The sequence below is a fragment of the Acinetobacter sp. SA01 genome (assembly GCF_011319235.1).
Lineage (GTDB): Bacteria > Pseudomonadota > Gammaproteobacteria > Pseudomonadales > Moraxellaceae > Acinetobacter.
On the sequence record NZ_WXXM01000020.1, the window covers coordinates 1 to 12696 of the forward strand.

Here is a 12696-nt window from a genome sequence, read left to right on the forward strand (position 1 = left end):
ATGCAAACTGGATACGTGCCAGTTCCAGCGCGGTTAGCCCTAAATTCATGCTGCCTCCTGCTGATCAATTGAATACAGGGAGGACATCAACAGCGCCGATTGATGCAGTGAAACTGACACCCCTTGCCAGACATCGATCTTCTGGTATAGAGATGAAACCCGTATACCGGATACGCTATAGACTTTTTTGAGGGCGAACGAAACCATTACGCTGTTAGCGAACAGCGAAAACTGAATTTTCATGATTAAAACTCTTTAAGATGTTGTGTAGTGCAAACAAAACAACTGTTTGACGTGACCAATCATGTCCTAAAGAGCCAAAGGAGGCGCCCTGCCCTGCGGCAGCAAATACAACTTCTGTAAGCTGAAATAGACATGCCGGAAGACAGGCTGATAGAAATTAAGTCGAACCTGAATCCGGTCCAGAACTTCATCAATCCCCAGCTTAAATGGCAGCACTAAATCACCATAAACCGTACAATATTGGCATTGATGGTTATGTTTATTGTGATCGTGGGAATGTTGAGGAATCAAATCCTTGAACAGCTCATGATGAACTGAGTGGACATGATGATGATCGACAGGCGAAAGAAGATTGTGGGTAATCGACATACAGACCGGAGCAATGTGAAATTTTTCCGGCAGCAGAGGCTGTAAATATACTGCAATTTGCAAAAGTATCGCTGCAAATGCAATAAAGATTCCACTTCGCTTCAGCAAGTTTTCTCTCGACTGGCATCGAATAAGAGGGATACGCTGAATAAAAACATGAAATTTAAAGATAAATTCCTACGTATTTACTCAACTTTTCATTCTACAAATATATAATATATACTTAGTTTTGAAAAGCAAAAAAAATAAATAAAAAGTTAATTAAATTAAATACTTAAAATTTAAAAAACTTTCTCTTACAGTTGATGCAGGAGAAAGTTATGTATTGTACAAAGAGTGTTCAGAAGAATACTTTGCTTACTTGAAATAATTGAGAGGCAATTTTAAGTAAGATACGCCATTTTGTTCTGGCTGAGGAAAACGTCCTGCGTTCATATTAATCTGAATGGATGGCAAAATCAGCTCAGGCATTCTTAAGGTTGCATCACGTTTTTGACGCATTGCAACAAACTCCGCTTTTTCTGTACCAGTATGAATATGAATATTAGACTTTTTCTGAGTTTTGATATCGGTTTCACAGATGTAGTCATGACGTGATTCCGGTAAATAGTCATGACACAGGAAAACACGAGTGTTTTCAGGCAACTGATAGAGGGTCTGCACAGAATCAAATAAAGTCTCAGCACTGCCCTTCGGAAAATCACATCGTGCCGTTCCATAATCAGGCATAAACAAGGTATCACCTACAAAAACAGCATCTCCAATCACATAACTCAAGCATGCAGGTGTATGTCCAGGGGTAGGAATATTATAGGCTTGTAAGTTGCCAATATGAAATTTTTCATGATCCTGGAATACATGATCAAATGTCTGGAAAGCATTGAACTTTTTGATATCAATGTTATAGATTGAGCTAAAGGTTTCCTGTACCAGTGAAATCCGTTCGCTCATCGCTGTTTTTCCACCCAGCTGCTGTTTTAAATATTGTGCTGCTGTTAAATGATCTGCATGTACATGCGTTTCTAAAATCCACTTAACCTGTAAGCTCTGCTCTTTGACATACGCGATGATTTGATCGGCATGCGTGGTAGATGTCACTGCTGAAGCAGAGTCATAATCGAGCACACTGTCGATAATCACACATTGTTTTGTACCTGGATCTGAAACTACATAACTGAATGTATTTGTTTTAGGATCAAAAAAATCTTTTACATTGGGTTGAGTCGACATAGTCTTACTCCTTTTTTAAATTTAGAAGCTCACAGAGCATATTTAAAACTTAGTTTTTGATACAAGGCAGGCCATTTTTCCACCAAGATTTCATACCACCTTTTAACTGTGTGACTGAATATCCCATCTTGGCCAATCTGCGTGTCGCTGGAATGCTCCGGTGCGCCGATAAACAAATGGTCACCACGGGCTGATCCAGATTGAGCCCCAATGACTGTATTGTAGATTCATTCAACTGTGTAATAGGTAAATTAACAGCACCTTTTATATGACTGTGTTTAAACTCTTGAGCACTTCGGACATCAACAATCTGTACAATTTCCCGTTTCTGCAATAATTCCTGACAAGTGATTTCAGGCACCTTGCCCCAAGGTAGATACATCAGAATATTAAACATGATTTTCCTCTATTAGAACAGTTGTTATCCGCGACTTATATTTATAAGTATTTAAAATAAAAATAAGTAGTAAAATAAATATAAGCTAATCTTGAGTTAAACATCAAATCTATCCTCATAGAAAATACAATGACTTTTTAATAACTAAACCTACAATGCAGTCCAACTTTAATAAGACCTCATTCGCTTCAGAATGATCTTATGCTTCCTATTCCATAAAGAAAAAATAAAATTATGTTTAGTAGCAGATTAAAATCGATTTTATCGTCTATTTTTCAATTATAAATTTTATATTTTGTTATATTATAACTTATGTAATGTCCATAAAAGTGTAGTGAAGTGCTCATGATGTTGGGAAGATTGCTGGGGTTATCAGCAATCTTGTTACAGATCGCTGTGTTGCTGCAGCCTTTATTGCCAGAAAAACACAGTGTTTTTTCGGTATGTAAAACTATTGCCGCAGCATTACATCTAGAAGTTACTAACGTTCATCCACACCACAGCTTCGCAACATCACATCCGCATAGCAATCAAGCCAGCGGAGCAGACCAAAATAATGCACATGTCTTCACACATGTGCAGGATCGACATGAACATCAAGAGCGGGATGATGCACATACCGGGCATGACTGTCAGTTTTGCCTAGTGCACAGCTATACCCTACCGCTACTGGATACGAAACTCAGACTAGTACTGATCAGGACTCAGATATTACTACAATTCTTCAGTACAGTTGTCCCATATACGCTGTCCCCACCTGCTCCGTGGTTCCTGATTCCTCAGGGTCGTGCTCCTCCTTTAACACTCATCCACTAAATCAGCAGATGTGGTATCGCTGAGCAGTCTGCCGCAGTTTCCGATATGGCTGAAAATATTCATCTATCCAAAACATGTGAGCAGCTCACAATTAGCATCTTCAGTCACAGTGATCCTATCCGTAATAATGAATATGGCTTTTAATTTACCTGTATTCAAATTTATTTGAAATCAGGCTGTCACAGTCTCAATGACCTTTGGATTTTTCAAAGTGTTATTACAACTTTCTAGTATATCGATAAGGAGGAGACAATGATGAATCTACTTCAGCATGATCAGGCACATCTCCCAAAAAGTGATTTTAATAGCAACTGTTGTCTGGATTTAGCACAACAAATTGTAAGGATCCGGCAAGCTCTAAATATTTCACAGACAGAACTAGCATCAAAACTGTGTATTTCCGCCCGTACCTTAGAAAGTTGGGAACGTGGAGTTCGTCATCCCTCAAGCTCAGCCCAAGCTTTGTTGAAACTCTTTATCAAGTCACCTCAGTTTGTTTTGAAAAATCTTGCTTGAATAGTATTAGCTATGTTTTTGAATAGTTTTTGTCACTACAAGCTTAACTTATGAATCATCATGAACCGATACATACCTATAAAGAGCAGTAGTATCGGTTTGGTTTGGAGAAATCTTTATGGTAATTGTAATTACATCACAGAACCGACGTCATATTACTCCGCACGCTGGGAAATGCCGAAAATTCTGGAAATATGAGCTCAAAGATGGGAAAGTTATGGACAAACAGCTCATTGAGGTGGAGAAAGAAGCATCATTTTCTCAGTCGGGTGAGGTACTAGAAAAACTGTTACCTATGGACATGTTCGTAACTACAGGGATGGGTGACAGATTGCGAGAAAAACTCAAAAATATTGGCGTACATGTTATTGTGACGGATGAAATTGATCCTGATAATTTTATTAACAGTTTACTTTAACTCGCCTATGAATAAAATCTAAAACCATAGTTAAAGTTTCCATTAAAAGTTAGTGGGAACTTTAGCTAATAAAATACATCTTACTAACTGCTATTTAATCAAAAAATTAAATTGCCTAGGCTTAAAATAAGTTGACACGATATTTCATATAAACACCTGATGAATTCCATAAGTTTTTTATTTGTAAAACATATACTTATATATAAACCCTAAAAGGAAAAACCTTCTCAATTAGGTGAAGGCCTTTCCTAAAATTAACTATTGTGAAGTATATGAACCATCTACTACATACTGGCTGCCCGTTACAAAAGATGCATCATCAGAAAGTAAGAAAGCAACGACCTGAGCAACTTCTTCCGGATTTCCTAAACGACCAACTGGATGCAATTTTGTCAGTTCAGCTTCATCAAACTCACCAATTAAAGGTGTTTTAATATAACCAGGATGTACTGAATTAATACGAATACCCTTTTTAGCATATTCTAGCGAAGCCGTTTTAGTAAGCCCGGTTACACCATGCTTAGCTGCAACATAACCAGAAATATTTTCAGTCCCAACTAAACCTAAAATTGATGCTGTATTCACAATTGCACCACCGCCGGCTGCCAATATTGCAGGAATTTGATAATGTAAGCCATAAAAGACCGCATTCAAATTAATATCAATCACACGACGCCAAGCTTCAATACTTAAATCTGCAATTGGCTGAACGTCACCCAATATTCCAGCATTGTTAAAAGCTAAATGAAGGGCACCATATGTGCTAATTGAAAATTCAACCGCTGCTTTCATGTCTTCAGGTTCAGCCGTATTGGCTTTATTCGCAGCCGCTTTACCGCCTAAAGATACAATTTCCTCAGCAACTTTCTGTGCTGCTTCAAAATTAATATCAGAGACTACAACACTTGCACCCTGCTTCGCTAAAAGCATAGCTGTGCTTTTCCCAATTCCAGAACCCGCACCAGTAACTAGGGCAACTTTATTTTTGAACCGATTTGACATAATAAAACCTCTTTTTAAAGTACTGCAATGCTGAATATTTACATCACATTTAATAATTCACTTATTTTTACTTCATCGCTTGTATCGCAAATTGAATAACATGACATTTACCGCAATGTAATTCTCCCTCCTGTCTTTCTTGCTCTCCAACATAAAAATGATGGATATGATCCTGCTTGAAAACCTGCAAAATATCCCACGGATCGTATAAATATTCGATATTTTTAGGGCCACCAGTTTTATAGTTGATCTGCTCCTTGGAATACAGCTCACCGATAAACCATCCACCGTTTAGCAAAGATTCTCTTATGCCTTCTAAAACCTTTTTTTGCGTTTCTGTATCGAAATGACCAAATACACAAATCACGTTTTGATAACGCTCGGACGGCCATTTCGCTGCTGTTAAATCAACATGTCGGAGTTCCAGCTTTATCCCTGTGGCTTCGGCTTTGCTGGACAGATGCTTCAAAGCAACATCGGAATAATCCCAAACTTCCGCTGAAAAAGGGTAACCCTGCTGTCTTGCCTGCTCAGCCAGGTACAGGATATTCCGTCCTTCCCCTTCAGCAATAGCCAGTGTTTTACCTTCTATCCGGATTTTTTCCGCAATCTCATGGATAAACAGGTTTGCTGCTGTGCCGTATAAGTCCTGCGTCTGGGTATACAATTCATTCCAGTGCTGACTCATTTCATCCCTCCATTTACTCCACTATCCAATCAGTTGGAAAACTCTTTAAATGCTTCCAGGGCATTTGCGGCATACATCAATGAAGGTCCACCGCCCATATACACAGCAACGCCCAGAGCTTCCTCCAGCTCCTGCAGGGTCATACCCATTTTGACCAACGTCCTGACATGAAAACCGATACAACCATCACAACGTGCAGCCACACCAATCGCCAAGGCAATCAATTCCTTGGTTTTGGAATCAATCACACCATCACGCATTGCGATCTGGGATAATTGATTGAAACTTTTCATTAAATCAGGTGAATCCTGGCTGAGCGTTCTTAAATTACCTGAAATATTCTGGGTTAATTCTTTGTATTTCATGATTTTCTCTCAAACTAAACAATCAACAATAAGGTTTTGCTTATTCAATAGATTATTTTTGTACCGGATAGCCCAGCTCTAGCCATGCTTGAAATCCCCCTTGAACGGATTTAACCTGAGTAAAACCCATATTCTGCAAAGTATCTGTAGCCAGTGCAGAACGGCCGCCTGTACCACAGATCAAATAGATCGGCTGATCTTTAAGATGTTCCAGTGCCTGTAGGGTATCGCAATGATGGCTCGCCAAAGGATGCTGGTGAATCCTCATTTCTAAAACACCACGAGGATAGTTCACCGCACGGTCTATCGCTGCCGCCTGAAATTCATCTGGTTCCCGAACATCAATTAGAATGGTTTTATGATTTTTCATGGCTTCAAGTAAGTCATCTACACTCACTTCCTGAATCCGTCTTTTCGCATTCAGGATCATTTGCTCTGCAGTTTTCATCATTTCTACTCTTCCTCACTCATCAAAATCAGCCTCATCTGTTATAAAAGCCAGATCAGCAACTTAAAAGCACTTTGTTATAAACTCTCATTCCAGCACTGTTGCAACGATCACACTATTGCAAACAGCCCATTTGCTAAATTCATTTTAGACTCTACACCTGTTTGATATTCATTCAGATGACAGATCATGTAGTCATACATCAACTCATGCATTCTTTATCCATACAGTGCACAGGACTAGCCTATGAGTGCTGAATAGATTAAATAGATTGCCACCCCAATCACGGTCGTGGCAAAAACCTTTTGGATTTGATTACTCTTTATCAAAGGTATCAAACTACGCCCAATGAGCATCCCAATGATACAAGCTAGAACAAAAGTCAGCGTAACCGAAACAGGATATTGAAAGCCATCCAGAACGTGGGCAGAAATACTGACACTGCCAATCAGGAAGATAATCATCAGGGAAGTCGCAACGATACTACGCATATCGAGGTCTGTGAATTTACGCAGCGCTGGAACAATTACAAAACCACCACCAACCCCAAGCAGGCCAGTTAATAAACCCGCAACTACACCAATACCGGCGAGGAACGAGGCAGTTTTCAAATTCCAGATCAGGCGACCGGTCGTTTGATTGACTTTACACGGTGGATTTTCATAGTCATTGACTTTGTTAAAGAATATCCGGTAAGCCACAATCAGCATCACCAGGCTGAAAGCCAGCGTCAACCAGACTGGAGAAACTATATCGGCTAAATGCACGCCATAACGGGCTGAAGGAATACTGATCAAGGCGATCCAGAGTGCAGCACGATAACGTACAATACGCTTGAATAAACCTTCGAACGTTCCAACGAATGCGGACAAAGTGACTGCAAGCAAGCCTACAGGTGCAGCCTGTGCCACAGTCCAACCCTGACTCGCCATCAGTGCCGGTACAGCCAGAATACCACCACCAGCACCGGTTAAACCCAATAACCCACCGATGGCCAGCCCTTCAAGTATCAATACCCACATAGCCACTGTTCCTCTATTTACTAAAGCAATTAAACAACAGACAAACCTTTTTGTTTAATCTTGAAAAAATGCCTATTTAAAGTAATTGAGTGGAAGTTTTAAATAAGAAACCCCCATTCTCTTCTGGCGTTGGGAACTGTCCACCTTTCATATTGATCTGAATGAAAGGTAGGATCAGCTTTGGCATACTCAGTCCTGAATCACGCTGGTTTCGCATCTCGACAATCCACCAGTAAAGGAAATTAGATAGTCATGCATAACATACAAAATACACCAAACAATATATTTATTAATAATATATAATTATATACTATATTCAAGTGTTACTTTACTTTTTTATAGAATAAGGTGGATTTTTAGGATAACTTTATGAATAACAATGAATTAAAAATAGACTTTTCCAAAGTCAATCTTGTGACTGATTGCTTAAAAGTCTTATCCAATCCTGATCGTCTTAAAATTTTATGTGTCTTAGTTGATGGTGAATTGAATGTTCAAAAAATTGAAATATCTGCTGGGGTTTACCAGCCGACCTTGTCACAACAACTGACTGTACTGAGAAAAAGTAAAATAGTATCAACACGTCGTGAAGGTAAGCAGATTATTTATCAATTAAGTGATATACGAATATTAAAAATCATGCAGACCCTATATGACTTGTACTGTCAGAGTGATAAAGACTTAGACTAAAACCAGAGATATCTTCAAAATATTTCATATATTAGATAACAAACTCTTTTGCTCACTCATTTAAACAAAAGAGTCTGTTTACACATTCAAATCAATTATCTAAAGATTGGCCTAAATTTTCCCAATCGGGAAATGGGTTAAGCATAAGCTTCCACTGCTCAGGTCCCCCAGCCATTTCCTCATCCGTCAGTAAACATTGGTCAAACTGTTGGATTAAACTATGCTCATCCATATCCATCCCAATCAGTACAATTTCCTGTCGTGCATCGCCAGTACGCTCATCCCAATTTTTGATGATTTCATCACGGCTTTGCTGATCCTCTGGCCAATACTCGTCAGGAACCGTTGCCCACCAATAGCCTGCAACACCATGTCTAGCCATCGCACCCGCTTGTGACCAAGAAGCAGCAAATTCAGGGTTTGATGCCAGCCAGAAAAAACCTTTAGAACGGACTACACCTTGCCATTCTGAATTGATGAAATCATAAAAGCGTTGTGGATGAAATGGACGTCTGGCACGATATACAAAACTTTTAATTCCATATTCTTCTGTTTCAGGCGTGTGTTCACCACGCAATTCTTTCAGCCAGCCTGGAGCTTGAGAAGCTTCATTAAAATCAAAAAGTCCCGTGTTTAAAACCTTATCTAAATCAACTTGACCAAATTCAGAAATTTCAATTTTTGCGCGTGGATTGAGCTTATTTAAAATTGCAAATAAACGTTGCTTTTCTTCTTCATTGATCAGATCCACTTTATTTAAGATGATGACATCACAAAATTCAATTTGATCAATCAGTAAGTCAACGACTGTACGCTCGTCTTGTTCACCCAATGATTCTCCACGTTGTTGCAAACTATCATACGAGCTGTAATCTTTTAAAAAATTAAAGGCATCTACAACCGTCACCATGGTATCAAGTCGCGCAAACTCATTCAGTGACACACCATTTTCATCTTCAAAAGTAAAGGTTTCTGCTACAGGTAATGGCTCAGAAATTCCAGTTGACTCAATGACCAATTGATCAAAACGATGTTCTTGTGCAAGGCGACGAACCTCAACCAATAAATCTTCACGCAACGTACAACAAATACAACCATTGCTCATCTCGACCAGCTTTTCATCTGTACGAGAAAGTTCTGCACCTCCCTCTCGTACTAAAGCAGCATCAATATTCACCTCCGACATATCATTGACAATGACAGCAATACGACGGCCTTCACGGTTATTTAAAATATGGTTGAGTAATGTCGTTTTACCTGCACCGAGGAATCCTGACAGCACAGTTACAGGTAATTTTGCTGGGATGGCTAAAGGATGATCCATTGACTTTCTCACTTTTATGTTAATAAAGGGCTGTTATGTTTGGAAAAACATAAAGCACATTGACCTGCGAGCTCTAAATAATGATGTTTAGAGTTAAAATTTTGAGGGAAAATTGACTGTTCGATGGCGTGAGCAAACTGAGGTGAATCAACGATTTGTACTGCCTGACATTCTGTACAAATCGTGACGAGCAAATAGCTTTGCTTCTTCTTCAATTCATACGCTAAATATTTGTTCAATGTATTGAGTTTAAGTATCAGTCCATAGCCTGATAATTTTTTTAGAATACGATAAATCTGTACTGGAGATTGCAATCCGAAAGATTTTGCCTTTTCTAATAAAGCATAGGCGCTCATTGCCTTCTGCTCATTCTGCAAAATTGTTAACACTCTTTGCTGCACAACACTGAGTTTTAATTCATTCATCTCGTGTTCCTTTATTATTCTGATTGGACAAAAGCTGAGTGATACAAGGTGATGAGGTACTTTTATGATCTGGTCCCCATGTACGATATCCAGCACTATCAATATGAATTTGCCCAGAAGTATAAATACCAAGTCCCATATTTAAAGTGACTCCCTTTTCGACCCAAAATTGACACAATTTAGTTTTTGTTTGCTGAATCACTCCAGATTCTTCTGGCGTTGGTTGTTCATAACCAATTCGAAAATCGAGTGCTGCATTAAAAACATGCCTTGAAGAATCAGCACCACTCGCACAACGGTTTAATACAGAATTACGGTAGACAGAAGTGACTGTAAAATCATCAATCACTTTGACATCAACCAATTCCTTCAAAATTTTTAAGGTCGGAATAATATTGCTCCAAATTTCTTGAGGTGGAATTTCATATTCGGATGCATTGCAATTTTGCCAATCTCTCGCAGTTTGAAATAACTCAAACTCAGGCATGACACTGTGTAAGTTATTATTTTTTAAAAACTCTTTATAACGAAGAACTTGATCTTTATTTAAAGGTTGAGATAGCCAATGCTGATAAGAAATTGGTGCAATTTTCTTGAATAATCGATTTGACAGCACAGATTTATGTTTTGTTATGGCATATTTCCCCGAGGCATTCGATGAGTAAATCAATTGCCCTATTTGTTTTTGACTACATGCTGAAAGACAAAAAAGTAACCCTATAATTAAAAGATGCTTCATATTCAGTTATTACAATCTCGCAACTCTAAATGTCATCTTGGCAATTTTAATAAGTTTACCATCATTATTGTTATGTTATAACATAACTTATGAGTTTAAAAGTTCTTCCTCAAAATTTACATTCCCCCATCCTTATCAAATACGGATTATATATATGGCGATTAGCAATCAAGACCTGAGAAAAGCAGGACTAAAAGTCACTCTTCCGCGAATAAAAATTTTAGAAATATTAGAAAACTCAAGTCCTCACCATCTGAGTGCAGAGGATATTTATAAAAAACTCTTAGAACAAGATGAAGATGTTGGACTAGCGACGGTTTATCGTGTCTTAACTCAATTTGAAATGGCAGGTATTATTCAACGCCATAACTTTGATCATAATCATGCCCTATTTGAAATAAAACAAGATACTTCCCACGATCATCTTGTATGTCAAAAAACCAAACCAAATCATTGAGTTTAAGAATGAAGAAATTGAAAAATTACTTTTAAGTATTGCAGAAAATCATGATTTCCAACTCACAGGACATTCTCTAATCTTATTTGGATATTGTAGAAATTCCAAAAAATAAAATAGAAAATTGAGTATTTATCGGTTCTTATTAAGGGCGGACTAGAAACAATACTCATTATCTGTTATGTTATAACATAACATTTAATACTTGCTTTCCAATATGAATGCCTCGCAACTCCCAGATATCTCGTCTGCGCCTTTTCTTCACACACATACCTATCCTCTTGATTGGGTCGGAATGGAAAATATTGCTTTGCCCATTCAAATTCAAAACACACTGTGTGCCAGTAAAGTAAATGCCTATGTCAGCTTAGATGATCCTCAGGCCAAAGGCATCCATATGTCTAGACTGTATACTCGACTGCTGGAGCTCCATTCACTGCCTGACCTAACTTTAAATCACATTTATCAAACACTTCAGGATTTCTTAGCAAGTCATACTGAGCTCTCTCAACAAGCCCGCCTTGATATTCAAGCGGAGTTTAACTTAGAACAACCTGCTTTAATCAGTGTACTATCGGGCTGGAAAAGCTATCCCTTCAGCTTATGCTGTCAGTTAAATGAGCATACTTTTGAAGCTGAATTAGCAATAGAAATCACCTATTCTTCAACCTGTCCTTGTTCTGCGGCTTTGGCACGAGACCTCATTCAAAAAAGCTTTCAAGATGCCGTTGATACAAAAAAAATAAATCCACAAAACACGGATGATGTCATGGCGTGGTTAGGTACAACAGACGCGATTGTAGCAACACCACACAGCCAAAGAAGTTTTGCTCAGCTACGTTTTAAATTAGCCCCTTGCTTACAGTCCATTCCAATTCGACAATTCATTTCACATGCAGAACAAGCCTTGGCAACACCCGTTCAGACTGCTGTCAAACGTGTAGATGAGCAGGCATTTGCATTAGCAAATGGTCAAAATTTAATGTTCTGTGAAGATGCTTTACGCCGCTTATACCACGCATTTGTCAACTACTCAGGTATTGCAGGATTTAACTTCAAAGTCATCCATGCTGAAAGTTTACATGCCCACGATGCAGTCGCGCAGGGTTCATGGCAATGGTAAGTTCGACAATTTTTCTAGATATCGAACAAGGAAAGATGGGGCAATGTTATGAACTGGCAAGCATTATTGATGCCATTCCTTGGAACAAGGATGGATTAATCACTGCAATCGCACAAGATATACAGAGTAAAGATGTCTTAATGCTTGCTTGGATTAACCGTGATGCACTACTTGAAACCCTGAATACAAGACAGGTTTGCTATTGGTCTCGCTCGCGGCAGCGCTTATGGCGAAAAGGCGAAAGTTCAGGACATCGTCAAAAACTCATTGAAGCCAGACTTGATTGCGACGGTGACAGCATTCTCTTTTTGGTCGAACAGACTGGATCCGCCTGCCACACTGATCGTCCCAATTGTTTTTATCTTGGATTAAACAAACAACACGCCACAATTTTAACTCAGCCCATCATTTAGCCAATTTATAC

At 38.7% G+C, this 12696-nt stretch carries 18 protein-coding genes and 2 pseudogenes; 7 read left to right on the plus strand and 13 right to left on the minus strand.

From position 1 onward, the window contains the following. Positions 1-45: 45 nt before the first annotated feature. From GTU69_RS14455 to GTU69_RS14470, 4 genes are all read right to left on the minus strand, one after another. On the minus strand, positions 46-243 hold the full coding sequence (locus GTU69_RS14455; RefSeq protein ID WP_166171490.1) for a hypothetical protein: 198 nt from the start codon (positions 241-243) through the stop codon (positions 46-48). A 66-nt stretch (positions 244-309) separates the two neighbouring features. Next, on the minus strand, positions 310-720 hold the full coding sequence (locus tag GTU69_RS14460; protein WP_166171492.1) for a DUF2946 domain-containing protein: 411 nt from the start codon (positions 718-720) through the stop codon (positions 310-312). Between the two features lie 249 nt (positions 721-969). Continuing rightward, on the minus strand, positions 970-1842 hold the full coding sequence (locus GTU69_RS14465) for an MBL fold metallo-hydrolase (RefSeq protein ID WP_166171494.1): 873 nt from the start codon (positions 1840-1842) through the stop codon (positions 970-972). A 49-nt stretch (positions 1843-1891) separates the two neighbouring features. Continuing rightward, entirely contained in the window at positions 1892-2239 is a 348-nt protein-coding gene (locus GTU69_RS14470) for a rhodanese-like domain-containing protein (RefSeq protein WP_166171496.1), read from the minus strand. 345 nt (positions 2240-2584) lie between these two features. Between GTU69_RS14470 and GTU69_RS14475 the strand changes: the two genes are divergently transcribed. The 3 genes from GTU69_RS14475 to GTU69_RS14485 all read left to right on the plus strand — a co-directional run bounded on the left by GTU69_RS14475 (position 2585) and on the right by GTU69_RS14485 (position 3989). After that, positions 2585-3055, plus strand: a complete 471-nt coding sequence (locus GTU69_RS14475) for a DUF2946 domain-containing protein (protein ID WP_166171498.1) — start codon at positions 2585-2587, stop codon at positions 3053-3055. Between the two features lie 255 nt (positions 3056-3310). Beyond that, complete coding sequence (locus tag GTU69_RS14480; RefSeq protein WP_166171554.1) at positions 3311-3571, plus strand: helix-turn-helix domain-containing protein; 261 nt, start codon at positions 3311-3313, stop codon at positions 3569-3571. A gap of 118 nt (positions 3572-3689) precedes the next feature. Then, on the plus strand, positions 3690-3989 hold the full coding sequence (locus GTU69_RS14485) for a NifB/NifX family molybdenum-iron cluster-binding protein (protein WP_120366198.1): 300 nt from the start codon (positions 3690-3692) through the stop codon (positions 3987-3989). A gap of 258 nt (positions 3990-4247) precedes the next feature. Here GTU69_RS14485 and GTU69_RS14490 read toward each other — a convergent pair whose 3' ends face one another. The 6 genes and pseudogenes from GTU69_RS14490 to GTU69_RS14515 form a co-directional block, all read right to left on the minus strand. Further along, positions 4248-4991, minus strand: coding sequence for a glucose 1-dehydrogenase (locus GTU69_RS14490; RefSeq protein WP_166171500.1), 744 nt, complete (start codon positions 4989-4991; stop codon positions 4248-4250). A gap of 67 nt (positions 4992-5058) precedes the next feature. Further along, a complete protein-coding gene (locus tag GTU69_RS14495) occupies positions 5059-5679 on the minus strand; it encodes a class I SAM-dependent methyltransferase (RefSeq protein WP_166171502.1) in 621 nt (206 codons plus the stop codon). A gap of 29 nt (positions 5680-5708) precedes the next feature. Next, entirely contained in the window at positions 5709-6044 is a 336-nt protein-coding gene (locus GTU69_RS14500) for a carboxymuconolactone decarboxylase family protein (protein WP_068911064.1), read from the minus strand. Positions 6045-6096: 52 nt separating this feature from the next. Beyond that, entirely contained in the window at positions 6097-6492 is a 396-nt protein-coding gene (locus tag GTU69_RS14505; RefSeq protein WP_166171556.1) for a rhodanese-like domain-containing protein, read from the minus strand. Positions 6493-6731: 239 nt separating this feature from the next. After that, positions 6732-7514 carry a sulfite exporter TauE/SafE family protein gene (locus tag GTU69_RS14510; protein ID WP_086197103.1) on the minus strand — a complete coding sequence of 261 codons (783 nt, stop codon included), beginning with the start codon at positions 7512-7514 and terminating at the stop codon, positions 6732-6734. 72 nt (positions 7515-7586) lie between these two features. Continuing rightward, positions 7587-7737 (minus strand): annotated as a pseudogene (locus GTU69_RS14515) (MBL fold metallo-hydrolase); the annotation flags it as partial. A 146-nt stretch (positions 7738-7883) separates the two neighbouring features. Here GTU69_RS14515 and GTU69_RS14520 point away from each other — a divergent pair. After that, on the plus strand, positions 7884-8204 hold the full coding sequence (locus GTU69_RS14520) for a metalloregulator ArsR/SmtB family transcription factor (RefSeq protein ID WP_166171504.1): 321 nt from the start codon (positions 7884-7886) through the stop codon (positions 8202-8204). A gap of 91 nt (positions 8205-8295) precedes the next feature. On the opposite strand, the gene zigA is transcribed toward GTU69_RS14520, so the two are convergent. The 3 genes from zigA to GTU69_RS14535 are packed head-to-tail and all read right to left on the minus strand — an operon-like array spanning position 8296 to position 10692. Next, positions 8296-9528 (minus strand): zinc metallochaperone GTPase ZigA, encoded by a 1233-nt coding sequence (gene zigA / locus GTU69_RS14525; protein ID WP_166171506.1) that lies wholly within the window; start codon positions 9526-9528, stop codon positions 8296-8298. A gap of 14 nt (positions 9529-9542) precedes the next feature. Beyond that, a complete protein-coding gene (locus GTU69_RS14530) occupies positions 9543-9953 on the minus strand; it encodes a transcriptional repressor (protein WP_166171508.1) in 411 nt (136 codons plus the stop codon). Beyond that, the gene (locus GTU69_RS14535; RefSeq protein ID WP_166171510.1) at positions 9946-10692 is read right to left on the minus strand and encodes a D-Ala-D-Ala carboxypeptidase family metallohydrolase; all 747 of its coding nucleotides are present in this window, start codon (positions 10690-10692) and stop codon (positions 9946-9948) included. The genes GTU69_RS14530 and GTU69_RS14535 overlap by 8 nt, the downstream gene beginning before the upstream one ends. Positions 10693-10846: 154 nt before the next feature. On the opposite strand from GTU69_RS14535, the pseudogene fur reads away from it, so the two are divergent. From fur to hisI, 3 genes and pseudogenes are all read left to right on the plus strand, one after another. After that, positions 10847-11264: pseudogene (gene fur, locus GTU69_RS14540) on the plus strand (ferric iron uptake transcriptional regulator). Between the two features lie 102 nt (positions 11265-11366). After that, the gene (gene folE2 / locus GTU69_RS14545; RefSeq protein WP_166171512.1) at positions 11367-12272 is read left to right on the plus strand and encodes a GTP cyclohydrolase FolE2; all 906 of its coding nucleotides are present in this window, start codon (positions 11367-11369) and stop codon (positions 12270-12272) included. After that, entirely contained in the window at positions 12266-12685 is a 420-nt protein-coding gene (gene hisI, locus GTU69_RS14550; protein ID WP_166171514.1) for a phosphoribosyl-AMP cyclohydrolase, read from the plus strand. The genes folE2 and hisI overlap by 7 nt, the downstream gene beginning before the upstream one ends. Positions 12686-12696 lie beyond the last annotated feature (11 nt).